Here is a 25,834-nt window from a genome sequence, read left to right on the forward strand (position 1 = left end):
ATTACCACTCATTAACCCGATTTGCATCTAGTTTAATAAATATAAAAAGTAAAACGGTAAAACCCCAAAGACCAGAGCCCCCATAGCTAAAGAATGGTAAGGGAATACCTATAGTAGGCATTAATCCAGTTACCATACCTATGTTAATTGCAAAATGAATAAATAAAATGCCAATAACACTATAGCCATATACTCGGCTAAACTGAGATTTCTGCCTTTCTGCAAGATGAATAAGCCGGATTAATAGTAGCATAAACAAAATTATAATTAGAGATGCTCCAAGAAAACCCCACTCTTCTCCAACAGTACTAAATATATAATCTGTATGTTGTTCTGGTACAAAACCACCTTTGGTTTGTGTTCCTTCTTTCCAACCTTTGCCAGTCCAACCACCACTACCAATCGCAATTTCACTTTGATTTGTGTTATACCCTATTCCTTTTGTGTCTATTTCTTTTCCAAGAACAATATTAAATCTATCCCGATGTCTTTGCTCAAAGACATTATTGAAAATATAATTTACAGAGAAACAAAAAGCAGTTACTACAATAATAGTTAATATATATCTAGAGTATTTAGGTTTTTGTTTTCTGTTTTTAATCAAAATAAGAAACATAAATACAGCTATTGCGAGCACTACCCATAATGGATCAAATAGTAATGTAAGTATAAATAATACCGCGGCAGAGGCTCCAACAATAAGATATATAGCAGCTAAGCCCTCTCTGTATAACGGGAAGAAAAAAGCAGCATATACCAAGGCACTACCAGGGTCAGGTTGCGGTATTATAATTATAGCTGGTATTACAATAATTAAAAATGCTCTTACCTGATGACCAAGAAGCTTGATATTGGTTTGCATATCGCTTAAGTATTTTGCCAAAGCTAAAGCCGTACAAGCTTTTGCAAACTCAGATGGTTGTAGTCCTATAGGGCCAAAAGCATACCAAGAAGTAGCTCCGTTTATATTTTTACCAAATACAAATAACCCAAGTAGAGATAATAAAGATATTACATAAATTAATCCTGCAAAACGTTCATAAAATTTTACTTCTATTGCCTGGGTTATGATAATTAAAATAATACTGAATAAAATCCAGTATCCTTGTTTTATATATACCAGTGAGAAATTTGTTAAAGAAAAGACCTCGTTTTGGTAGGATGCAGAATAAATATTTCCCCATCCAAAACCAACAAGCAATATAAATAATAAGATTGTTATCCAATCTATAGCAGCAACGCTGGATTTTGCCATTAGTAGTTAATTTTAAAAGGTTCGCCACTATAAGGTTTGACATATTCTTCTTCAAGGCTGTGAGTTAGTAACCAGTCTTCTAGATCTGTTCTGGAAATACTACCTCTTAAATGTTGTTCTATCATCAAGGAAGCAATTTTTCCAGCATATCGAGAGCCCCAATACCCATTTTCAATAAATACAGCAATAGCAATTTTAGGATTATCTTTAGGGGCAAACGCCACAAATACAGAATGATCTGTAAGTTGTGTTCTAATCCCATTTATTTTAGTGAAATTTTCTGCGGTTCCTGTTTTTCCACAAATTTCAATCCCTTTAACTTGCAACGAGCTTGCTGTACCTTGTGTATATACTTGGTACATTCCTTCTACTACAGGTTCAAAGTGTTCTTTGTTTATAGTGGTAACTTTAGGGATAGTATAGTTTTCGTTTTCTATTGGTTGACTATCAATAGCTTTAATAATATGTGGAGTGTAATAGTGTCCTCTGTTAGCTATAGCGGCAGTCATGTTTGCTAATTGTATAGGAGTTGCTAAAACCTCTCCCTGTCCAATGGCATTGGATAGTGTTGCTGTAGCATACCATTTGTAGGTTGGGTACTTGTACATTCTGTTATATGTTTCTGCACTAGGTACTTTTCCTTTTTTTCCAGTAGGTAAATCATATCCAAGATAGTTCCCTAAACCAAAACTTTCTACATGTTTCCTCCATTTTTCAATACCTTTTTGAGGAGTCTCATACTTTTCTATGATTCGTCTATATACAGCCGCAAAATATGCATTGCAAGAATTGGCAATGCCAGGGATCATGTTTAATGGACTTCTGTGGGAATGGCAACCGAGTTTTCTTCCATTCTTTCCATAATAGTATCCCATTCTGCATGAAATACCTTCTTTAGTGTCGATAACGTTTTCCTGTAAACCGATTAATGCATTAACCGTTTTAAACGGAGATCCTGGCGGGTACTCCCCTTGTAACCCTCTATCATACAGTGGCTTAGCTATTGTATCGTAATATAGTTTGGTAAAATTAGGAGATCTTTTTCTGCCTACCAATAACTCTGGCTTATAAGTGGGAGCGGTAACCAATGCTAATATCTCTCCTGTAGAAGGTTCTAAAGCTACAATGCCTCCTCGTTTATTTTGCATCAATTTTTGTCCGTATGCTTGCAATTTAGCATCTAGAGTTAAAGTGAGATCTTTACCGTTAACAGGCAGTGTATCAAATTTCCCTTCTTTATAAGGGCCTATATCTCTATTAAAACGATCTTTTTGAATGCGTTTTACTCCTTTTATTCCTCTAAGTTGATTTTCGTATTCTTTTTCTACACCATCAATACCAATAAGGTCTCCAGAAATATAATAAGGATCTTTTTGTATTAAAGCATCGTTTACCTCTCCAATATACCCTAGTACATTTGCAGCTCCTGTGGTTTGATAATCTCTTAAAGAACGTTTTTGAATATAGAATCCTTCAAACTTTCGCATTTTTTCTTGTAGATAAGCGTATTCATTTTTAGTTAATTGTGGTATCACTATCGAGGGCACTCTAGGGGAATAAATCCTTGCTTTTTTTAAGCTTTTTTTTAATTTATCCTTGCTGATATTAAGAATAGAACAAAACTCTAAAGTGTCAAAAGGTTTTAATTCTCTAGGAATTACCATGACATCATATGATGGCTGGTTAGTAACTAATAGTTTTCCATTTCTATCATAAATAGCGCCTCTCTGCGGATAATCATAAATTACTTTTATGGCATTGTCCTCTGACAATGAAGCAAAAGAAGTATTGTATATCTGTAGGTAAAATAACCTAGTAATAAATACTATTCCAGCAGTAATAATAATTAGATAGAATAGGAGTTTTCTCATGAATTATTTCTTCTAAACAATACCAAAACGAGCATAGTTGTTACTATTGTGAATAGACTAGAAAATAACGTTTTTTTAGCAATTAATAGTATATGGGAGAAGTTAAAAATTTCTAATGAAAATAGCATAATATGGTGTGTTAAAACCATTAATATTACATACAAAAGCTGTTCTCCGAATCTAACATTACTTAGTTTTACAGTTTGAAACTCGTAACTAAGTCCAAAAACAGATCGTAGTGCAATTGGTCTAAAAAAAGCAATAACAGTAGATGCTGCTGCATGAACTCCACCAGAATCACTAAACATATCTATAGTTAGTCCTAGTATAAAGCTTATTACTAAAAAAAGACTTCTGTTTATATTAATAGGGGCAAGCAAAATAAAAATGATATAGATATATGGGTTTAAGTACCCCAAAAAGTTGACGTGATTTAAGACGATTACCTGAAGTAAAATCAAAACAATAAATCTAATAATATGTAATAATGTGTCTCTATTCATGAATTAGTTTTCTAAACTTTTAATTTCATCAACATCCTTGCTTTTTATTGCATAAACAAACCCAATATTAGACATATCATTAAATAGTTTAACATCTATTAAGTAATAACTTTTATTTTGATTTAAAGAATAGCTGGCAATGGTTCCTATTCCTATCCCTTTTGGAAAAATAGTAGAACGACCATTAGTTATAATAGTATCGCCTTCTCTTATAATTGCTTGTCGAGGTATTGTTTCTAGTTGGACTATATTAGGATCTTTGCCATTCCAAACTAAAGAGCCATATTGATTAGATTTTTTTAATCCTGCATTAATACGAGAATTACTATTTAATATAGAAATTATTCTGCTATAGTTTTTTGAAGAATTTTCTACGATCCCTATGATGCCTTTATCTGTTATAACTCCCATGTCTGGAAGGATGCTGTCTCTTTGCCCTTTGTCTATAAGGATGTAATTATCGATTTTACTATAGTCGTTTTTGATAACTCTTGCTTTTGTGTATGTGTAAGGTTTATTAAATGATATACTATCCACATATTTTGTAGAAACAGATTCCATTCCAAGAGCACTTAGTTGATTACGAAGATGTTCGTTTTCTTTTAATAATCGTTTGTTTTCATCTTTTAAACTAAAATAATCACTTATAGAATGTTGCCAATTATATATTCCTCCACTAAAAAAATTTGTAGAACTAACAATTTTACCTCTATGATAGGAGTGAGATTGTATAGTAAGGGCTAATGAGATGAACAATAATATTAAAAATAGCAGAGAATGTTTATTTTTAATTAAAAAATTAATAATCTGCTGCATGATTTAAAGTATAATAATTTTTATTAAATTTCATATATTTTAAGTATACTAAGTAAGTCCTAAAGCAGGATAACGTAAAATGAGAAATTTAGGTATATTAAAATGCTGTTTTTTTAACACTATTTTATAAGTATACTTTTGTACCTGTTTAGATTTTTAAGTGTAATCCCCGTACCTCTTACTACTGCTCTTAAAGGATCTTCGGCAATATAAACCGGTAGATCTGTTTTTTGTGATAAACGTTTATCTAATCCGCGTAGCATAGAGCCTCCGCCAGCAAGATATATACCTGTGTTATATATGTCTGCAGCAAGTTCTGGAGGAGTTTGAGATAAAGTCTCCATAACAGCGTCTTCAATACGTAATATAGATTTATCTAATGCTTTTGCCATTTCTCTGTAAGAGATCTGAACTTGTTTAGGTTTACCTGTAAGAAGATCACGCCCTTGGACATTCATTTCTTCTGGAGGTAGTTCTAAATCTTCGGTTGCAGCCCCTATTTGGATTTTTATTTTTTCTGCGGTACGCTCTCCAACATATAAGTTATGTTGAGTACGCATATAATAAATAATGTCGTTTGTGAAAACATCTCCTGCAATTTTCACAGATTTATCACAAACGATCCCTCCAAGAGCAATAACTGCAATTTCTGTAGTACCACCCCCTATATCTACAATCATATTTCCTTTAGGTTGCATGATATCTACACCAATACCAATTGCAGCGGCCATAGGTTCATGAATAAGATATACTTCTTTCCCGTTTACACGTTCGGCACTTTCTTTTACCGCTCGCATTTCTACTTCTGTAATTCCAGAAGGAATACAGATTACCATACGTAGGGCAGGAGCAAAGAGTTTTTTCTTTAGCGCAGGGATATCTTTGATAAACATGCTTATCATTTTCTCACTTGCATCAAAATCCGCTATAACTCCATCTTTAAGCGGGCGGATGGTTTTTATGTTTTCATGAGTTTTTCCTTGCATCATAGCAGCTTCTTTTCCAACTGCAATAATTTTGCCGGATATAATATCTCTGGCTACAATAGAGGGGCTATCCACTACTACTTTATCATTATGAATTATTAATGTATTAGCGGTACCTAAATCTATTGCGATCTCTTCGGTAAAGAAGTCAAAAAATCCCATAAAAGTCAAAAAAAGGGGTTAAAATTCAGTAAATGTAATAAAATTAATGTTTAAAATGACGTGTTCCGGTAATTACCATTGCAATTCCGTGTTGATCGCAATAATCTATACTCAATTGATCCTTAATAGAACCCCCTGGTTGAATCACTGCTTTAATGCCTGCATTGTCTGCAATCTCTACACAATCTGGAAATGGGAAAAAGGCATCACTAGCCATTACTGCTCCATTAAGATCAAAATTAAATGATTTAGCTTTTTCTATAGAATGTTTTAAAGCATCGACTCTAGAGGTTTGTCCTGTTCCGCTTGCTAGTAGTTGTTTGCCTTTTGTAAAAACTATTGTATTTGATTTGGTGTGTTTACAAATTTTTGAAGCAAACAGCAGGTCTTCTACTTGCTCTGCGGTAGGAGCTATTTTCGTAACAGTACTTAAATCCTCGTTAGCATCAGTTTTAAGATCTTTATCTTGTACCAAACTTCCGTTTAAACAAGAACGAACCTGATTTTTAGGTAAATCGATTTCTTTTTGAATCAAAAGAATTCTATTTTTCTTTCCTTTTAATATTTCCAGAGCTTCAGGATTATAAGAAGGAGCGATTACGACTTCGCAAAATAATTTATGAATTTCTTCAGCAGTTGCTTTGTCAATCTCGGTATTACTAATTAAAATCCCTCCAAATGCAGAGACAGGATCTCCAGCTAATGCATCTACATAAGATTGAAGAACTGTTTCTCGTTGCGCTAAACCACAGGCATTATTATGTTTTAAAACTGCAAATGTTGGTGCTTCTCCTTTAAATTCACTCATTAAATTTACTGCAGCATCTACGTCTAGTAAGTTATTATAAGACAGTTCTTTACCGTGTAATTTTGTGAACATTGCATCAAAATCACCGAAAAAATATCCTTTTTGATGCGGATTTTCTCCATATCTTAATTCTTGGCCTTTGGTTTCACTTATTTTAAGAGAAGTAATGTTTTGATCGGTATTAAAATAATTGAAAATAGCAGAATCATAATGAGAAGAAACATTAAAAGCTTTAGCCGCAAAACGTTTACGATCTTCTAAAGTTATATTTCCGTTTCCTTGAGAAATTATCTCTAAAAACTCCTCGTAATCATTTACAGAGGATACACATGTAACATCCGTAAAATTTTTGGCAGCTGCTCTAATTAAAGAAATACCACCAATATCAATTTTTTCTATAATATCTTGTTCAGGAGCACCAGATGCAACTGTTTTTTCAAAAGGGTATAAGTCAACAATCACAATATCAATTTGTGGAATCTCATATTGCTCAAGTTCTGCAACATCACTATCGTTATTTTGACGATTTAAAATTCCACCAAAAACTTTTGGGTGTAAGGTCTTAACTCTTCCGCCTAGAATTGAAGGGTAAGAGGTTACATCTTCCACAGGTACCACATTAATTCCTAAATCTTTAATGAATTTTTCTGTCCCGCCAGTAGAATATATGGTAATATTAAGTTCGTCTAACTTTTTTACGATAGGTGCTAATCCGTCTTTGCTGAATACAGAAATCAGCGCAGATTTAGCGGTTTTTGTGTTGCTCATGAGAAAATTTAGTTATAAAATGCAAAAGTAGCAATTTAGTATCCAATTAGACAATCAATTATGTGTAATTGTTTTCAATAAATTGTAACAAAAATACAAGGAAAACGTCCTATCTTTAAATAATTAAAAATCTAGTTTAAAAATAAGGCATGCTGATCTATCTTAGAGTACTTAAAGAGAGCTTTAATTTTGCCATTAATGCACTTAGAAACAATAAACTAAGAACACTTCTTTCGTTACTTGGTGTTACCATTGGTATTTTTTCAATAATTGGGGTTCTGGCGGCAGTGGATTCTTTAAAAGAAGAAATAAAAGGAAGTATTAGTTCACTAGATAATAGGACTATTTATTTAATGCGTTTTTCTTTTGGGCCAACAGATATTCCACAATGGAAGAGAGAGCAGTTTCCTGATGTGACCTTTGAAGAATACCAATATATTAATAGATCGATGCCAGAGCTTAAAGCAGCTAGTTTTACTTTGAATGTAGCTCCTGAAACTATAAAATATCAAGACAAAAGTATTAGTAATGTAGAGATTGCACCAGTTACTAATGATTATTATGATATCGAAGAATTACAAGTAGTTAAAGGAAGATTTTATAATGAACAAGAATCAGTGGCAGGAGCTTCTGTTATAGTAATAGGAGATGAAATAGCAAATAGCCTATTTGGTTCTGATGATCCTATCGGAAAAAAAATACGTTTATATGGAAGAAAGCTTATGGTGATAGGGGTTCTTGAAAAAGAAGGAGCAGGGATTTTTGGTAATAGCAAGGATACTATGGTGATTTTACCAGTTAATTTAGTTAGAAGAATTTATGGGGATAATAATAAATCTTCTTTTCCTGCAATAATTATAAAACCAGAATCTAACGTCGATGTGCCTGAGTTTATTGCGGTTTTGAAACAAAAACTGAGAACGTATCGTGGATTAAAACCAGATGAAGAAAATAATTTTTTTGTAAATCAATTACAAGGGTTTACTGATTTTATTGATAATATCACGAGTACTATGTCAACAATAGGTGGTGTAATCGGAATGTTTTCATTATTAGTAGGAGGTTTTGGTATCGCTAATATTATGTTTGTAAGTGTAAAGGAGCGCACAAACTTAATTGGTATACAAAAAGCTCTTGGAGCTAAAAAGAGATTTATATTGTTTCAGTTTTTGTTTGAGGCAGTTATACTTTCGATTTTTGGAGGGTTGATAGGCCTTTTTTTGGTCTGGCTAATCTCGATATTTGCCTCTCAGTTTACAGGAGATTTTGAGTTTATACTCTCTGGTTCTAATATGTTTTGGGGTATGTTTTCTTCCACTATAATAGGTCTTATAGCAGGGATTTTACCTGCAATATCGGCATCTAAATTAGATCCTGTAGAAGCAATAAGGACAGGTATGTAATCTACTAGCTTTTAAAATGGTATAACTTTTTTAATCGAAAAATATACACTAAAATTATAAGCTAATAGAATAGGTAATAGGTAGGTCTTACATTGTATAAACCTACCTATTCATTTTTTAATTCAACTTAAGCTTTATTATAATCTCATGTGTGCCATTAGTGTATGTGTTTATATCTGTTGTAATATACTCGTATGCATATCCCACCTTAAAAATGTTGTCTGCAAAACCTGCAGTAAAAAACATAGTTACACTTTCGTCTATTCTATAATTGGCTCCTAACTCTATTCGTTCTTTATACAATGCAGATGCTGTAAGATCCAGAGAAAATGGAGCTCCATTTACAGCTTTACCAAGCACAGAAGGACGAAGCTTAAAGTTTTCACTAAGGTCAAAGTCATACCCTCCACCTAAAAATATCTGTGTATCATCTTTTGCCGATACAGGATTCAGTCCTTCTTTTTCATATCTATTGTTAGATAAAAGACCTGGGGCAGATAGAGAAACATAATATTTTTTAGCTTTAAGGTAAAACCCAACTCCAACATTAGGATTAAATGTACTTATGTTTTCTGTGAATAAAGGGTCATCGACAATGTCTAATTCATTAAGGTTTATATTTAAGAAAGATCCTCCTGCTTTAATACCTGCATGTAAGTTTATTTCTTCAGAGACTTTTATTTTGTAAGAAAAATCAGCATATAAATGAGTTTCTTCTAAAACAAAAACTCTATCATTTACTACAGTTAATCCAATCCCTATATTTTCACCAACAGGAGAATTTACATTAAAATTAAGGGTTTCTGGACCTCCTTCGACACCTGCCCATTGGCTTCTTACTGCAAATGTAGTTTCAAGATTACCGTTAGTGCCTGCATAGGCAGGAGTAATCACATTCATGTTATATCGGTACATACTAAAATGCGGATCTTGCTGTGCATTAGCAGTGAAGGATATAATGAGGGCAAAAATTATATATTTTAAATACATCATCTTACTTTTATTTTGTTGATCTTTTTGGAAATAATATCTGGTGAACTCTTTGTTTATAAAACTATTAATCATTTTTTAATAGTTTATGTAGATCCAGCCAGTAAGTGGAGGAACTTCTTTACTACCAGTTTCTAAAACATAATAATATGCTCCCACCGGCAATTTGTCATTTCCAAAAACGGAATTACCACTAGAAACTCCATCCCAGTTATTTTGATAATTTTTAGCTTCGAATATTTTTCTGCCGGATCTGTTAAATACTTGAATAGTATGATTAGGGAAGTTTTCAATTCCCTCTATTACCCAAGTATCATTTATGCCGTCTCCATTTGGAGAAAAACCTTTGTTAAAAGTCAATGGGTTTCCTGTTGGAGCTAGAGTATTGATGCTAAAATTGATGGAATTGGTAGTTCCTGTTCCTTCGTTTCCTGCAATATCAGTAAATCCTATATTGTCTAAGGAGATTATATTGGTATCGCTTTGAATGCCTTCTGCTGGTGTAAAGGTTGTCATAAAGGTAATGTTTCCATCTTCAGAGCTTACTTTGGTCAATGTTCCATTAATAAGGATTAAATCTGTGTTGTCAAAACCAGTTACTGCTTCAGAAAAAGTAATGGTAACTGTTGTGGTTTCTCCTGATATTAGTTCTGTATCACTAATCTCTATAATTGCAGTAGGGATTATCATATCAATACTAAAATTTGGAGAGTTTGTTGTTCCTGTACCATCATTACCAACACTATCTGTTATCCCGGTATTATCAAGGATAATGATGTTAGTATTGTCTTCTATGTCGATTGTAGGGGTAAAGGTAGCTTCAAAAGTGATATTACCATCTGTGGATGTTAAGGTGGATAATGTTCCGTTAGGGATGGTTAGATCTGTATTATCAAAACCAGTTACTGCTTCAGAAAAAGTAATGGTTACAACAGCTGTTTCTCCTATAATTAATGTATCATCACTTATAGTTATGGTTGCTGTAGGAGGGATGGCTTTTTTATTTTTGGTGTCTAAAGTTTCAGCTCCTGTGTTTCCAGTAGGATCTGTAAGTGTAACACCAAGAGTAATAGTGCCGTCACTTAATCCACTTACATCTATATTTGTTATTTGATCTGTAGCACTAATAATTGTTCCTGAACCTGTAACTGTTCCTGAACCTCCAGATGTACTAAATGTATAATTATATGTAGTGCCTATTTCTGCTCCTGCAAAGGTGAAACTCACTGCGTTATGATTAATAGCGTTGATGGGGCTTTGGTCTATAGTTACTGTGTATCCTGTTGGAGGCACGGCATCTACCAATACTGAGGTTGTTGTGCCTACACTATTTAATGTAGTGTTCAGATCATTTCCAGCAGTATCTCTTAATGTTCCACCATTGGTACTTAAGGTTCCTATTGTTATTCCATCGGTGTCAAGTTCTCCGGTTTGTACAGTATACCTAAACAATAATGAAGAGGTCCCACTTCCACTTTGGTAAGTAGCTTGTCGGGTTGTTGCTCCTATGGTTATTGTCATTAGTGGAGTTCCTCCTGAAGTATTTATAGTTGTATTTTCACTTGTATTTATAGTAAAATCAAGATTTTGCCCTGTTATATATGTGGCATTAGCGGGTACAGTAACACTGGTTATAGTTGGTGCTACTGCATCTACTAATACAGCAGTGGTACTTCCTACACTATTTAATGTAGTGTTAAGGTTGTTCCCAGCGGCATCTCTTAATGTCCCACCATTAGCAGCTAAAGTCCCCACCGCAATTCCATCAGTATCTAATTCCCCAGCTTGTACAGTATATCTAAACAATAATGCTGAAGTTCCATTTCCGCTTATATAGGCAGCTTGTCTTGTAGTAGCGCCAATAGTAATGCTTAATTGCGGAGTTCCACCTGCGGTGTTTACGATTGTATTTTCATTGGTATTTATAGTAAAATCAAGATTTTGCCCTGTTATATAGGTTGCGTTGGCAGGTACAGTAACACTGGTTATGGTTGGGGCTACTGCATCTACCAATACAGCGGTGGTGCTCCCTACACTATTTAGTGTGGTATTAAGGTTGTTGTTAACTGCGTCTCTTAATGTTCCTCCATTGGCACTTAACGTTCCTACTGTTATTCCATCATTATCCAGTTCACCTGCTTGTATGGTATAACGAAATAATAGTGCAGAAGTTCCGCTTCCACTTAAATAAACAGCTTGCCTTGTTGTGGCACCTATAGTAAGACTTAATTGTGGAGTTCCAGCAGCGGTATTTACCGTTACATTCTCATTAATGTTTATCACAAAGTCTAAATTTTGTCCTGCTATATAGTTTGCATTCGCAGGTACAGTAACACTTGTTATGGTTGGTGGTGCTGCGTCTACTAATACTGCGGTGGTGCTTCCTACACTATTTAATGTGGTATTAAGGTTGTTTCCAACACCGTCTCTTAACGTTCCACCATTGTTGTTTAACGTTCCAATCGCTATTCCATCAGTATCTTGTTCTCCTGCTTGTACTGTATATCTAAATAATAATGAAGAGGTTCCGCTGCCACTCTGATAGATAGCTTGTCTTGTTGTAGCGCCTATAGTAAGACTTAATTGTGGAGTTCCGCTAGTGGTATTTACGGTTACATTTTCACTGGTATTTATGGTGAAATCCAGATTTTGTCCTGCTATATAAGTGGCGTTGGCTGGTACGGTAACACTGGCTATGGTTGGTACTACAGCGTCTACTAATACAGCAGTAGTGCTTCCAACACTATTTAATGTGGTGTTCAAATTGTTCCCGACAGCATCTCTTAATGTTCCGCCACTGGTGTTTAGAGTGCCCACTGCTATACCGTCGGTATCTAGATCTCCTGCTTGTGTGGTATATCTAAATAATAGGGATGAGGTTCCACTTCCACTTTGATAAGTAGCTTGCCGAGTTGTTGCTCCTATGGTAAGGCTAATTTGTGGAGTTCCTCCTGTTGTGTTTACAGTTGTATTTTCATTGATATTTATAGTAAAATCCAGATTTTGTCCTGCTATGTAGGTGGCATTAGCAGGTACTGTAACACTGGTTATGGTTGGTGCTACTGCATCTACTAATACAGCGGTGGTATTTCCAACACTATTTAGTGTAGTGTTAAGGTTGTTTCCGGCATTATCCCTTAACGTTCCGCCATTAGTGGCTAAAGTGCCTACAGCAATTCCATCGGTATCTAATTCGCCAGCTTGAATGGTGTATCTAAACAATAGGGCAGAGGTTCCACTTCCACTTTGGTAAACAGCTTGACGTGTTGTGGCTCCAATTATAATACTTAATTGTGGGGTTCCTCCAGCAGTATTAATCGTTATATTTTCGTTGGTATTTATGGTAAAATCCAGATTTTGTCCAGTAATATAGGTTGCATTAGCAGGTACTGTAACACTGGTTATAGTTGGGGCTACTGCATCTACCAATACTGCGGTGGTGTTTCCAACACTATTTAATGTTAGGATAGCATCATTACCTGAGCTATTTCTTAGTGTTCCTCCATTAGCTGCTAAAGTGCCTACGGTAATTCCATCGGTATCTAATTCACCAGCTTGTATAGTATATCTAAACAATAGGGCAGAGGTTCCGGTTCCACCTTGGTAGATTGCTTGTCTTGTTGTGGCACCTATAGTAAGACTTAATTGAGGATTGCCTCCTGCGGTGTTAACAGTTATATTTTCATTAAAATTAATGATAAAGTCGAGATTTTGAGCCGCTATATAAGTTGCATTAGCAGGTACTGTAACACTAGTTATATCTGGTATTTTGGTAATAGCAATTGTTCTTGTGTCATTAGCACTTGCTGCATTAGTGTCTGTAGCAGTAATTGTTACTGTTCTGTTAGAAGTGCCAGGATCTGTAGATGTATTTCTATATCGTATAGATTGAAGTGCTTCTTGTATATTAGCATTTGTAGCATTACTATCAAAAGTAATAGTAAGTGCCGTACCGTTTGTAACGATTCCTCCGCTAGCACTTAAATCTCCAATATCTACTCCATTAGATAAGATGTTAGTTCCGCTAATTGTTATTGTTGTGCCATCTCCATCTGTATCAGAGATGCTTAATTCATCACCAGCTTCATTATTTGCTGTAATTTGAGCGACTAATGTACCTCCGTTCCAATCCGTATCTCCATCGGCATCGCTAACTGTAGCAGAATTGTCTATTTGCTTGGCAGCCTCTCCTTCGGTATAAACGAGGTTCGAATTATCTATAGATATTGCTGGTGTGGTGTTTCCTCCTGATATGGTAAAAATAGGTTGGGTTCCAGGAAAGTTTGATCCTCCAGGGCTAAGGTCTTGTATTACAGTTTCACTACCACTCCAGTTTCCTGTAGTACTTATAGCTGTTAAAATTGTAGCTTTATCTCCGACCAAAGTACCTACGTAAACTAAATTATCGGCATGTCCTCCTCCTACTGCGGTAGTAGTTAAAGCAATGGCATTTGTTCCTAGTGTTAGAGTGTTTGGTAAATAGGATGTGGTAGAGGTGATTAATCCCGAATTTTTAAACTCATTAGGGTTGGTTCCAGAGGAGGTCGACCAGTTTCCAAACGCGAATATCCATTGAGAGGGGATCGAGGTTGGTGATATTCCTTGATATATTAACCAACTGTCTCCTCCAGATGCAATGGCTGATAAGCTCCACCCAATACTAAATACTGTGCCATATGTAGCTAAATCGCCACCTATTGTGCCACCAGAAGAAATTGTGATATTGAGAAGGGTTCCTGCAGGAACAAGAGTAGTGGTTGTCCAGGTAATTGCTCCATCTGAGCCGTTAGAAGTGTTAAAATTCGCACCATCCCATCCATAATCAGATATGTAAATTGTTTCGCCAGAAGGAATGTCTGCCAAAGCAACTATAGCTAACTGATCTGGGGCGATGTCAGAATTCACGCCTACAACTGCCAAATCTCCTATCTCAAGTTGCCCAAATGATGTGCTACTGATAATCGAAATAACTAAAAATAACAGTGTGTTTTTATTCCATTTCAAAAAATAACGTTGTTTCATAGGAGGTGTTTTTGGTAAAAAATAATGAGGCTGATTTCCTAAATAATGGTTATAAGAAGTTGTGTAGTTAGAGGGCATATTTTTGTATTAAATTTAGGATAAGTATTAAAGTTTCATGGGTTGAAATTTGTAAAAAATTAGTTTTTAGTTAAACTATGTCTTTAAAACTATATGTGAAGTTTTCTTAATTGCAATAACTATAAATTTAAAAGTATTAAAAAAATGTTAAAAAAGCAATGCTATTTTGTTTTATTTTTAACATAAAAACTAGGGATTACAAAATCCTCTAGTCTTTATGTTGCTGTGTTATTTAAAATAGTTAATTCCTTGAGGGGAAAATACCTTGTAAACAAATGATGTAATGCATGGTTAAATAAGGTTGCATTATAGGGGTTGGTTGTTGCCCTCCTGTAGGGGTCGTAGTAAAGTTTTCACCTTCTATAAGGGTACTTGGACTAGTGCTTGGATCAAGATTAATGTTAGAATTTTTCGTATACATATTAATAGGATCACCGTTTATATCTAAAGCTTTACCAATTATTGAATTGGTGGTAGGGACAGAATGATCCCCGTCTTGTGTTGATACCTTAATTACTGTAGTTACTTCATTAGTACCTGTCTTGTTGATTAAGTGGGAATGGTTAGCCATGTGTGAAGTTGTTAGTGTAACGGTTTCTGCTCCACCTCTGGATCCTAAGTTGTGAGTACTTAACCCTGGTCCTGTTCCTTGACTAATTGGGACACGACCTCTTAAATCTGGTAATGCCATTGTGGTTCTGCCATCTCCTCCATAAATAGTTCCTATGATCGAGAATAATGCTGTGTTTTGTGAGATGGGTAATAATTGACCATTACAATATGCCCAAGCTCTTGGAGCAAAATTACCTGCGAATAAACGAATTTCTCCTATGTTTCCTTCCATAATATATTTGTTTTAAGAATTGATATTTAATAATTTAGTTCTATGTCAAAACACTGATCTTTTTAGTTTCTGTCAATGTTGTAGTAAGTAGATGTCCTTGTCGTAGCCCTAGGTGTATGTACTTGTTGCCAGTAAGAATCCCTGCATCAGAGCTAACGATATTTATTTTTAATAGTTTTCCATATTTACAGCATACGTATAATCCTTCTTGTGGGTGAGCATGGATTATTTCTCCAGCTGTTTTTCCTAGTAGAGGTAATTGACCGTCAACAGGAGAAACTTCTATTATTTTTATAGGAGAACCCTGATAATAAGTCGTAGCTCCACCATATTTTGGATTACAAGCATTGATTAAGTTTTCAATCTCATCTGCTGTCTGTTCTTCCCAGTTAATTGTGGTTTCGATATCACTGGGGCGTTTGTTATATCTGTTTTTAGTGGGTTGAACTCTATAATTCACTGGCTCTTGTATAAGGGACAAGGTTTTTTCTATAAGTTGAACTAGTATGAAATTCATTTTAGAGTTTATCATCCCTCCTGTCTCACCTTGTATAATAGGTATTGGTTCTTCCAAAAGAATTTTGCCAGTATCCCAATCTTTATCCATTTGATGTATGGTAATCGCTGTTTCTTTTTCTCCGTTTTTTATAGACCAAAACAAAGGGTCTGGTCCTCGATTTTCTGGTAATTTTCCGAAATGGATGTTTAAAAACCCATATTTAGGGATAGATAGAATTTCTTCAGGTATTTTTAATGAAAAACCATAAACTATTACCAAATCTGGGGATCGATCTTCTAACCAAGTCTTAAACTTGTTTTTGATAGAGTTGCTGTCTATTGTATAAGTTTCGAAACCTTCATGTTTAATAGATTGCACCCAAAAATCTTGATTAGGAACAGAGGTGTTATATTTTTGAACGCAAACAGCATCTAAATAGTTGTGTTTAGACAAGTATTTGTATAGTGTAAAACAAGAAGGAAAACTCCCAATTAGAGTAATTTTCATACACACATAGTTTAATATAAGTTATTGGATAACCTATATGGCTTAAAAATTAATAATTGCATAGTTGTAGTTTTAATCTGATCTAATCTATTTTCAAAGAATAGAAACTAAAATAAACTAACAGAACAAGCTATTTGAAAATTGACAAGATGTGATTACTCAATAAAGTACTCCTCCCTCATTTAGGGGGTTTATTTTTAGTCACATTTATGGGGGTAGGATATAAATGTGTATTTATTTAAGTTATTGATTTTTAATATTTTAAATAAATATACTGTGTTTTGCCAGTTACTAATATAATTATTTTTTTAATAATCAACTGTTTTTGACTTGTTTTTGTTTTAAGTTGAAGAAGGGAGAGGGGGTGTTTGAAAAATGATGTTTCGATTTTAAGTTTTTGATTTAAAGAAGGATAATGTCTATTTTATTTTAGGTATAAACATTTTTTTGGATAATCAATAATAGCTTTTCCTTTTTTTAAGATATCAGCTCCCAATATGCCATCTACCGGATCTGCTTGGTGTGCTATTAAAGCTGTATTTACGTGGTTGAGGTCAAATAATACCAAGGGAATACTTTTTTTACACCAATTTCCTATTTGTACGGTGTTTTTTTTGGAAAGCTGAGTAAGCATATCTGTAGCTCCGGCTCCCGCAGCTTTTACATCGCTATCTTGGGTGTATAAATTAAATTTTTCTACTGCTTCAAAACCTACACACGAATTAGAAGCTCCTGTGTCTACAATAAAATTGCCTTCAATGCCATTTAGTATTGCTGTAACTTCAAAATGATTGGTTTTTGTGTACACTAGCTGAATTCTGTGATATTCTTTTTGAGTTAAAAATTTTCGAAGAGTGATCATATTATGTTTAGAGGAAATTTTTTCAAAAGTAACACAATTAATAAAAACCTAGACTATAAGGATTTTTAATAAAGATAATTTTAAGGATATTAAAATAGCTGTCATAATTTAATACTTTTGCGGGATGATATTAACAGATACACATACCCATATTTATAGTGATGCTTTTGATGAGGATCAGGAAGAGATGATGCTGCGAGCAATAGAAAATAAGGTAACACGATTTTTTGTCCCTGCAATAGATTCTGAATATACCAATGCAATGTATGCAATAGAGTCAAAATATCCAGAAAATGTTTTTTTGATGATGGGATTGCATCCTACACATGTGAAAGAAAATTATAAAGAAGAACTGTTACATGTAGATAATGAGCTTAAAAAGCGATTTGATGGAAGAATAGATAAGAGGTTTTATGCCGTGGGAGAGATAGGAATCGATTTGTACTGGGATACCACTTTTTTAAAACAACAACAGGAGGCCTTTAGATATCAAATTCAATTAGCAAAAAAATATAAATTACCTATAGTAATACATTGCAGAGATGCTTTCGAGGAAGTTTTTGAGGTGTTGGAATTAGAAAAAGGAGAAGATTTATATGGAATCTTTCATTGCTTTACAGGAACTATTCAAGATGCGCATCGTGCTATAGGGTATAATATGAAATTAGGGATTGGAGGAGTAGTTACTTTTAAGAACGGTAAAATAGATACTTTTTTAAATGAGATAGGTGTAAACCATATTGTGTTAGAAACAGATGCTCCTTATTTAGCACCAACCCCTTATCGAGGGAAGCGCAATGAAAGCTCTTATTTAATCAATGTGGCAGAAAAGCTTGCCGAGATATACCAAATGCCAATAGAAGAGATAGCAAGTACGACAACACAAAATTCCAAAGAAGTATTTGGTGTTTAAGGGTATTAAAAAAAAATAATTTCATTCATTTGTTTTATGAATATTTCACCAAGCATATTACTTATTTATACAGGCGGTACTATAGGAATGATTAAAGATTTTGATACAGGAGCATTAGTTGCTTTTGATTTTGATGAACTTTTATTAAATATTCCAGAGCTAAAACAACTAGATTGTAGTATCGAGACTATTAGCTTTGAGAAGCCTATCGATTCTTCTGATATGGATGTTGGTCGTTGGAAAGAGTTGGGAGATGTCATAAACAGTAATTATGAAAAATATGACGGATTTGTTGTTTTGCATGGTAGTGATACTATGTCCTATACTGCCTCGGCAGTTAGTTTTATGTTTGAGAACTTAGCAAAACCTATAATTTTTACAGGATCTCAATTACCAATAGGAGATTTGAGAACAGATGCTAAAGAGAATCTGATTACAGCTGTTCAGATAGCTGCATTGCAAGAAAAAGGAAAACCTGTGATTACCGAAGTAGGATTGTATTTTGAGTATAAATTACTTAGAGCAAATAGGACTACTAAAATTAATGCAGAGCATTTTGAGGCATTTCAATCTCTCAATTACCCATCATTAGTAGAATCAGGAGTGCATCTTAAAGTAAACACCTCTTTTTTGAGAGCAGTTAACAGGCGAAAAAAAATGGAATATCACACACATTTTAATAATGATATTCTAATTATTAAAATGTTTCCAGGTATTAATGAGAACATTTTAAGAAGTATTTTTGCTTTAGAAACAATAAAAGGAATTGTTTTAGAGACATACGGATCTGGTAATACGACCACTCAAAAATGGTTTATAACTATGATTTCTGACATAATACAAAAAGGGATTCCCATTGTTAATGTTACGCAATGTATAGGAGGAAGTGTTGAAATGGGGAAATATGATACAAGTATTGCATTAAAAAAAGCAGGTGTTATTTCAGGAAAAGACATCACAACAGAGGCTGCTGTAGCAAAATTGATGTATTTGTTAGGAGAAAATTTACCACTTAAAGTCCTAAAAACCATTTATGAAACATCTTTGAGAGGGGAAATGTCAGAAAATTAACGTGTTAAATTTCACTAGTTAACTTTTTTTTTGTTATTTGCCCATCCTATTTTTTAGGAAAAAATTGGGAAAAAATTAGAGAGGTGGCCGAGTGGTCGAAGGCGCACGCCTGGAAAGTGTGTATACGTCAAAAGCGTATCGAGGGTTCGAATCCCTTCCTCTCTGCATTATTATCAATTTTTTAATAATTTTTGTATTATTTTTATATCTTTAACCCTTTAACTAATTAAAATTAAGAATCAGCGCAATGAAAAGATTATTTTCTATTCTGGCAATCGCAGCAGTAATGACTTTTGGAAATTTACAAGCATCTACTGCACCTGCCCAGTTATTAACGGCTAATGTGCAATTATTAATTGCTCCTATAACTACAGCGACAACAACAACTCAAGATGAAGCAGCACCTGCTACAGAAGAATTATCCTTCCATCAAAATCTTAAAAAACGTTTTATAGAAGGAGGACCTGGGTTTATGGGGATCGTACTTTTATGTTTGATATTAGGTTTAGCGATTGCAATTGAAAGAATTATCTTTTTAAATCTTTCTACTACAAACACTAAGAAATTACAACAAAATGTAGAAGATGCACTAAATAGTGGTGGTGTAGAAGCAGCAAAAGAGGTGTGTAGAAACACAAAAGGACCTGTTGCATCTATCTATTATCAAGGTTTAGATAGAGCAGACGAAAGTATTGATGCTGCAGAAAAAGCAGTTGTTGCTTACGGTGGTGTGCAAATGGGACAATTAGAGAAAAACGTATCATGGGTATCTTTATTTATAGCTCTTGCTCCAATGCTTGGGTTTATGGGTACAGTAATCGGGATGATTCAAGCATTCGATAAAATTGAGGCAGCTGGAGATATGCAACCTTCTCTTGTAGCAGGTGGTATTAAAGTAGCACTTCTTACAACAGTATTTGGTCTTATCGTTGCAATTATTCTTCAAGTATTTTACAACTATATAGTTGCTAAAATTGATAGAATAGTAAATGATATGGAAGATGCTTCGATTACTTTAATCGATATGTTAGTAGCTTACAAAAACAAGAAATAATAAGTTTAGATTCTATATCTTAAAAACTTACTTTACTTTGTTTTTGATTTTAAATATTAAAAGGTAAGTGTACTTATTGTTTAATCAAAGTGTAATAAACACTTTATATAAAATATAGACACATGAAAATTTCTAAAATATTATCATATGTTGTACTCGGATTGGGTATCTTAGGAGCGATCCTTTGGTATGTCATGAGTAGTTCAATTAGCACTTTAATGGATCAAAATGGTGTTTCTGAAGCGAGAGAACTTCCTTTCGATATCGCAGAACCAACAGTTTCTCCATTATATTTTCTTACGTTGATTATTTTTGTGATCGCTATTGTAGCTACTTTAATTGCAGTGTTTTCAACATTAGCAAAGAACCCTGCGGGTCTTAAAAATGCAGCTATAGGAATTATCGCTTTTTTAATCATCCTAGGTGTAGGTTATGTCCTAGCGGATGGAGTAGAAACTCCTCTAAAAGATGGAGAAGTTCTTTCTGCTAGTGGCTCTAAATGGGTGGGAACCGGACTATATGCATTTTATGTTCTAGCAGCAGTTGCAGTTGGTTTGATGTTTTTATCTGGTATTAAAAAATTAATAGGAAAATAATTATGGCAAGAAGATCAGCACCGGAAGTAAATGCAGGATCTATGGCGGATATTGCGTTCTTACTTCTCATATTCTTCCTGGTTACTACCACTATTGAAACAGATAGCGGAATTAGCCGTAAACTTCCTCCTCCGCAAGAGGATAACGTAGACCCACCAGTTCTTAAACAAAAAAATATTTTTGTTGTAGAATTGAATAAAAATAATGATCTGTTAGTAGAAGAAGTTCCTATGGAACTGAAAGATTTACGTGAAGCAGCTATCAAGTTTTTAGACAATGGTGGAGGAACAGGAGAAGAAGCATGTAAGTACTGCCAGGGAGCAAGAGATCCATCATCATCAGATAACCCTACTAAGGCTGTAGTGTCTTTACGTAACAATAGAGAGACTAACTATGCTACTTATATTGCAGTTCAAAATGAACTGGTAGCAGCATATACTACCTTACGTAATAGGGAAGCACAACGTCTTTTTGGTAAAACTTTTAGTCAAATGGAAAAAGATCTAAAAGATGTTAACTATTCTGGAAACAAAGAAAGCCTAAAGGAAGATATTAAGAAAATACAATTTTTGTTTCCTGAAAAACTTTCTGAAGCAGAACCAAAAAAATAAAATAACATAAAACAAAATTCCTATGTCTAAGTTTAAAAAGAAAAAAGGTGGAGAATTACCTGCTATTTCTACAGCTTCGTTACCAGATATTGTATTTATGTTACTGTTTTTCTTTATGGTTGCAACGGTAATGCGTCAAAATACTTTGATGATAGAAAATAAATTGCCTACAGCAGACCAAATAGAAAAATTAGACAAAAAAGATTTGGTAATGTATATTTATGCAGGCAAACCTAGTTCAAGATATCGTGCAAGTGCAGGGGATCAAGCTAGAGTTCAGTTAAATGATAAATTTGCTGATGTAAGTGATATAAAAGCATTTATATTGGCAGAGAGAACCTCTAAAAGAGAAGAATTAATACCTTTCTTAACTACAGCTTTAAAAGTGGATGGAGATACTAATATGGGTCTTGTAGGAGATATTAAATCAGAACTAAGGGATGTTCAGGCTTTAAAGATTAATTATACAACCAGAGTGGGAAGCGCTATGGATAATCTTAAATAATGACTGTTGCATAGAAAATATTCAAAATGATACAGTAAATCCTGCCTTCGGGCGGGATTTTTTTTGTTTTAAATTACTGCTTCCTGTTATGAAAATTAAAGATTTACCCTGCTTTATGTAGTAGAACTACGTAATAAAGTTTTAAGATGCTATAGATACAGTCGTTTTTTTGATTTTAGCACCGTATCGCTACGGTTACATTAAAAAACGAAGCAAAGCATCTGCATTTGCAGCAGCTACAAGATGTAATAGATTTTCTACTGCATAAAATGGGTTTAAAAGGACATGATAGTGTTTTTAGGCAACGGAAGAAGTCTTGGAGATTAAATTTATGCTTATAAAAAAAATACCTAGATGTAAAGTACTTAGTTGTATATCTGGTTATTAATATTTTAATTAATTGTACGACTTATATAGCAGTATAAAATACATTATACTAAGTTAAGAAATTGGACATATTATATATAGTATGTTCTTATATAGGGTTAAAAACATATTATTTCTGGTGAAGTTTAGAAGCATAGTTATTAATTTAATCCATGTATTTTTTTGACTTCACTAGATTAAATATTGGCATTTTTACTTTGTTTTGGCAAAGTTTTTATTCTATCTAAATAAATAGATTTATTTTAGTGATTGGTATAGAGTAAGTGTGATACTTGTAGGAATGTTTAAAAAGGGAAACGACTTTATGTTTGTCTTAATTTAAGTAAGGCAATCTAAAAAAAATGAGAAAGAATAAATGAAAAGATTATTTGTATTTATTATCTGTTATTTATCTGTGTTTTTTTCTTCTGGTCAAGAAACTGAATTAGATTCTAATAAAAGTATAGAGATAGATTCGTTATATCGTGAAGATCAATTTTATGTTGGGGTAACATACAACCTGCTTTTTAATAAGCCTAAGGGTGTTAGTCAATCTGGATTTTCTGGTGGTGTACATTTTGGATTTTTAAGAGACATGCCAATTAATAAAAGACGTAATGTTGCTATAGGTTTAGGTTTAGGGTATTCGTTTAATGTATATAATCAGAATTTATTTATAGGAGAAGAAGAAGAGCAAAGTGTGTTTAGTGTTTTAGATGATGTAGAATATAATACTAATAGGTTTACAACACATCTATTAGAGGCTCCTTTTGAGTTTAGGTGGCGCACATCTATTCCAGAAACACATAAATTTTATAGGATTTATACTGGAATTAGGATAGGATACTTATACTCTTTTAGTTCTAATTTTAAACAACCAGGAAACCAAGTAAGACAAACTAAAGTGGAGGAATTGAATAGGTGGAGAGTAGGAGCTACTTTTACTTTTGGGTGGAATACCTTTAATTTTTATTTTTACTATAGTTTAAATAGCATGTTTAACGAAAAAGCGATGGTTCAAGAGGCTCCAGTAGGACTTAATACGGCTAAAATCGGACTAATGTTTTATATTTTATAACCAGAGGTTTGCTAAAGTAATTTGAGGCACAGTGCCTATTAATATGCCGAGAATAAGCTCGAAACTAGTATGTGCTTTATAGTGTAATCTCGAAGTTGCAGACAATCCATTTAAAATAAACAATATAGAGATTAATATAATTAAGTTTAGTTCAAAATGAATGCTGAGTAGTATAGTGAATATTGTAATGCTGCTAACTCCAATCATATGAAGGCTTGCCTTAATATTGAAAAAAATCATAAAGATAGCACTTAGTGATGAAAATAAAATCCCTAAGTAAAAAAAGTATAATTCAGGGTAATGATAAATATTAATAACCATTTTAATAACAATTATAAATAAAATAGATTGTAATAAAAGAGGTATTTTGCGTTCTCTACTATTTCTAAGATGTATAGAGGTGATGATACCAAGGTTTTTTAATAAAAAAAATAATACAATTGGCATTAAAAGGGTAATCGTAATTAGCCCTAATATCTTTGCTGTTATAATTTCAGATGAGATAAATCTAGGAGCATTGCTAAAATAAATTATAGCACCAAGTATAGGCATTAATAAAGGATGTAAAATATAGGAAATACTTCTTAAAAAAAAGTTCATTAAATTTTCTTTCGTAACCTTGCTACAGGAACATCTAATTGCTCTCTGTATTTAGCTACCGTTCTTCTGGCTATAGGGTATCCTTTTTCTTTTAGGATTTTGGCAAGTTTCTCATCTGTAAGAGGTTTTTTCTTGTCTTCTTCTCCTATAGTTATTTCCAGTATTTTTTTTATTTCTCGAGTAGAAACTTCTTCTCCTTGGTCATTTGTCATAGATTCAGAAAAGAACTCTTTAATGAGTTTTGTTCCGTATGGAGTATCTACATATTTGCTATTTGCAACTCTAGAAACAGTGCTTACATCCATGCTAATTTCATCTGCAATATCTTTTAAGATCATTGGTTTTAAGCTTCTTTCGTCTCCACTAAGAAAATAACTTTTTTGATAGTGCATTATTGCACTCATAGTAACAAAAAGTGTTTGTTGTCTTTGTTTTACAGCTTCGATAAACCATTTTGCAGCATCTAATTTTTGTTTGATAAACAAAACAGCATCTTTTTGAGATTTAGATTTTTCTTTACTAGCCTTATATCCTTGTAGCATGTTATTGTACTCTCTGGAAACATGGAGTTCAGGAGCATTACGACCGTTTAAAGACAACTCAAGTTCTCCTTCTACAATTCTAATAGTAAAATCAGGAACCACATGTTCAATTATGCGATTACTTCCCGAATAGGCTCCTCCTGGTTTTGGATTAAGATGTTCGATTTCATCAATAGCATTCTTTAGATCATCTTCGGTAATGTCAAATTTAACTATAAGCTTGTCGTAATGTTTTTTACTAAAAAGATCAAATGCTTTTTTTAATATTTCCGAAGCAAGTTTTGTTGGAATTGTGGTTTCTTTTCTGTCTAATTGAATCCATAAACATTCTTGTAAGTTACGAGCTCCAATTCCTGCAGGGTCTAACTGTTGAACAATTTTTAAAATACTTTCTATTTTTTCTTCAGTAGTATATACGTTTTGGGTAAAGGCTAAATCATCAAGAATGTCAGATAAAGGTCTTCTTATATACCCACTTTCATCTATACTACCAACAAGAAACTCTGCTATTTCTCTTTCTTCGTCATTTAATCGATAGGTGTTTAATTGATTGACTAGATGTTGATGAAAAGAAGTTCCGGAGGCATATGGCACACTCTTTTCCTCATCATCTGCACTATAATTGTTAGTGCTTAATCTATAGCTTGGTATTTCATCATCACTAAGGTATTCGTCTACATTAATGTCTGCTTCAATTTTTTCTGTTCCGTAGTCATCATCTCCTGTACTCTCATTGCTAAACGTATCTTCATATTCATCTGCTTTTTCTTTACTGTCGTCCAGAGCAGGGTTTTCTTCCATTTCTTGCTTTAAACGTTGTTCAAATGCTTGTGTAGGAAGTTGAATCAACTTCATAAGTTGAATTTGCTGCGGAGAGAGTTTCTGAGAAAGTTTAAAATTTAATTGTTGTTTTAGCATAAAATTGTCAATGTTCTTCTACTCACAAAAATAAACAAAAAACACTGTTCTTAAATAAGTATTAGATGGTTAGTTTGTTTTAAAAAAGTTATAAGTCTGTTAATAAAGCAAACTTTATTATTAGATGAATTTTTTAAGTTTTTGTATTAAAGTAGTTTGATCCTGATTTCTTGTTCTGAATTCACCTTTGTATAACCTTGTTTTTT

At 33.5% G+C, this 25,834-nt stretch carries 21 protein-coding genes and 1 tRNA gene; 9 read left to right on the plus strand and 13 right to left on the minus strand.

Annotation, left to right across the window (positions count from 1 at the left end; genetic code table 11):
- Window position 1: 1 nt before the first annotated feature.
- The 6 genes from rodA to purH all read right to left on the minus strand — a co-directional run bounded on the left by rodA (window position 2) and on the right by purH (window position 7,169).
- The gene (gene rodA / locus H527_RS0103380) at window positions 2-1,255 is read right to left on the minus strand and encodes a rod shape-determining protein RodA (protein ID WP_027411398.1); all 1,254 of its coding nucleotides are present in this window, start codon (window positions 1,253-1,255) and stop codon (window positions 2-4) included.
- Window positions 1,255-3,126, minus strand: a complete 1,872-nt coding sequence (gene mrdA, locus H527_RS0103385; protein ID WP_027411399.1) for a penicillin-binding protein 2 — start codon at window positions 3,124-3,126, stop codon at window positions 1,255-1,257. Before mrdA ends, rodA begins: the two co-directional genes overlap by 1 nt.
- Window positions 3,123-3,629, minus strand: a complete 507-nt coding sequence (gene mreD / locus H527_RS0103390) for a rod shape-determining protein MreD (protein ID WP_027411400.1) — start codon at window positions 3,627-3,629, stop codon at window positions 3,123-3,125. Before mreD ends, mrdA begins: the two co-directional genes overlap by 4 nt.
- 3 nt (window positions 3,630-3,632) lie before the next feature.
- Window positions 3,633-4,445 (minus strand): rod shape-determining protein MreC, encoded by an 813-nt coding sequence (gene mreC / locus H527_RS0103395; protein ID WP_027411401.1) that lies wholly within the window; start codon window positions 4,443-4,445, stop codon window positions 3,633-3,635.
- A gap of 119 nt (window positions 4,446-4,564) precedes the next feature.
- Window positions 4,565-5,593 carry a rod shape-determining protein gene (locus H527_RS0103400; RefSeq protein WP_027411402.1) on the minus strand — a complete coding sequence of 343 codons (1,029 nt, stop codon included), beginning with the start codon at window positions 5,591-5,593 and terminating at the stop codon, window positions 4,565-4,567.
- Window positions 5,594-5,636: 43 nt separating this feature from the next.
- Entirely contained in the window at window positions 5,637-7,169 is a 1,533-nt protein-coding gene (gene purH / locus H527_RS0103405) for a bifunctional phosphoribosylaminoimidazolecarboxamide formyltransferase/IMP cyclohydrolase (protein ID WP_027411403.1), read from the minus strand.
- A 149-nt stretch (window positions 7,170-7,318) separates the two neighbouring features.
- On the opposite strand from purH, the gene H527_RS0103410 reads away from it, so the two are divergent.
- Window positions 7,319-8,572, plus strand: a complete 1,254-nt coding sequence (locus tag H527_RS0103410) for an ABC transporter permease (RefSeq protein WP_027411404.1) — start codon at window positions 7,319-7,321, stop codon at window positions 8,570-8,572.
- 117 nt (window positions 8,573-8,689) lie between these two features.
- Here the strand turns inward: H527_RS0103410 and H527_RS21350 are convergent, their stop codons facing one another.
- The 5 genes from H527_RS21350 to H527_RS0103435 all read right to left on the minus strand — a co-directional run bounded on the left by H527_RS21350 (window position 8,690) and on the right by H527_RS0103435 (window position 17,374).
- Window positions 8,690-9,637 carry a PorP/SprF family type IX secretion system membrane protein gene (locus H527_RS21350; RefSeq protein WP_081414542.1) on the minus strand — a complete coding sequence of 316 codons (948 nt, stop codon included), beginning with the start codon at window positions 9,635-9,637 and terminating at the stop codon, window positions 8,690-8,692.
- 3 nt (window positions 9,638-9,640) lie between these two features.
- Window positions 9,641-14,662, minus strand: a complete 5,022-nt coding sequence (locus tag H527_RS0103420) for a T9SS C-terminal target domain-containing protein (protein ID WP_027411405.1) — start codon at window positions 14,660-14,662, stop codon at window positions 9,641-9,643.
- A gap of 241 nt (window positions 14,663-14,903) precedes the next feature.
- On the minus strand, window positions 14,904-15,506 hold the full coding sequence (locus H527_RS23455; RefSeq protein ID WP_081414543.1) for a phage tail protein: 603 nt from the start codon (window positions 15,504-15,506) through the stop codon (window positions 14,904-14,906).
- 40 nt (window positions 15,507-15,546) lie between these two features.
- On the minus strand, window positions 15,547-16,512 hold the full coding sequence (locus H527_RS0103430) for a methionyl-tRNA formyltransferase (protein WP_081414544.1): 966 nt from the start codon (window positions 16,510-16,512) through the stop codon (window positions 15,547-15,549).
- Between the two features lie 424 nt (window positions 16,513-16,936).
- Entirely contained in the window at window positions 16,937-17,374 is a 438-nt protein-coding gene (locus H527_RS0103435) for a retropepsin-like aspartic protease (protein ID WP_027411408.1), read from the minus strand.
- 124 nt (window positions 17,375-17,498) lie between these two features.
- Between H527_RS0103435 and H527_RS0103440 the strand changes: the two genes are divergently transcribed.
- The 8 genes from H527_RS0103440 to H527_RS0103475 all read left to right on the plus strand — a co-directional run bounded on the left by H527_RS0103440 (window position 17,499) and on the right by H527_RS0103475 (window position 23,568).
- Window positions 17,499-18,287 (plus strand): TatD family hydrolase, encoded by a 789-nt coding sequence (locus H527_RS0103440; protein WP_027411409.1) that lies wholly within the window; start codon window positions 17,499-17,501, stop codon window positions 18,285-18,287.
- Between the two features lie 36 nt (window positions 18,288-18,323).
- Window positions 18,324-19,358: an asparaginase gene (locus H527_RS0103445; RefSeq protein WP_027411410.1), complete on the plus strand. Its 1,035-nt coding sequence runs from the start codon at window positions 18,324-18,326 to the stop codon at window positions 19,356-19,358.
- Between the two features lie 77 nt (window positions 19,359-19,435).
- Window positions 19,436-19,523: transfer RNA gene (locus tag H527_RS0103450), tRNA-Ser, on the plus strand.
- Between the two features lie 82 nt (window positions 19,524-19,605).
- Window positions 19,606-20,412: a MotA/TolQ/ExbB proton channel family protein gene (locus tag H527_RS0103455; RefSeq protein ID WP_027411411.1), complete on the plus strand. Its 807-nt coding sequence runs from the start codon at window positions 19,606-19,608 to the stop codon at window positions 20,410-20,412.
- A 194-nt stretch (window positions 20,413-20,606) separates the two neighbouring features.
- Complete coding sequence (locus H527_RS0103460) at window positions 20,607-21,008, plus strand: hypothetical protein (protein ID WP_155837798.1); 402 nt, start codon at window positions 20,607-20,609, stop codon at window positions 21,006-21,008.
- Window positions 21,009-21,010: 2 nt separating this feature from the next.
- Window positions 21,011-21,619 (plus strand): ExbD/TolR family protein, encoded by a 609-nt coding sequence (locus tag H527_RS0103465; RefSeq protein ID WP_027411413.1) that lies wholly within the window; start codon window positions 21,011-21,013, stop codon window positions 21,617-21,619.
- Between the two features lie 22 nt (window positions 21,620-21,641).
- The gene (locus H527_RS0103470) at window positions 21,642-22,124 is read left to right on the plus strand and encodes an ExbD/TolR family protein (RefSeq protein ID WP_027411414.1); all 483 of its coding nucleotides are present in this window, start codon (window positions 21,642-21,644) and stop codon (window positions 22,122-22,124) included.
- A 742-nt stretch (window positions 22,125-22,866) separates the two neighbouring features.
- Window positions 22,867-23,568, plus strand: a complete 702-nt coding sequence (locus tag H527_RS0103475; protein ID WP_027411415.1) for a porin family protein — start codon at window positions 22,867-22,869, stop codon at window positions 23,566-23,568.
- Here H527_RS0103475 and H527_RS0103480 read toward each other — a convergent pair.
- On the minus strand, window positions 23,563-24,168 hold the full coding sequence (locus H527_RS0103480; RefSeq protein WP_027411416.1) for a hypothetical protein: 606 nt from the start codon (window positions 24,166-24,168) through the stop codon (window positions 23,563-23,565). The two genes, H527_RS0103475 and H527_RS0103480, sit on opposite strands and share 6 nt — an antisense overlap.
- The gene (gene rpoN, locus H527_RS0103485; RefSeq protein ID WP_027411417.1) at window positions 24,168-25,628 is read right to left on the minus strand and encodes an RNA polymerase factor sigma-54; all 1,461 of its coding nucleotides are present in this window, start codon (window positions 25,626-25,628) and stop codon (window positions 24,168-24,170) included. The genes H527_RS0103480 and rpoN overlap by 1 nt, the downstream gene beginning before the upstream one ends.
- Window positions 25,629-25,834: the final 206 nt, after the last annotated feature.

It is taken from the genome of Aquimarina muelleri DSM 19832, from assembly GCF_000430665.1.
In the GTDB taxonomy this organism is placed as follows: domain Bacteria; phylum Bacteroidota; class Bacteroidia; order Flavobacteriales; family Flavobacteriaceae; genus Aquimarina; species Aquimarina muelleri.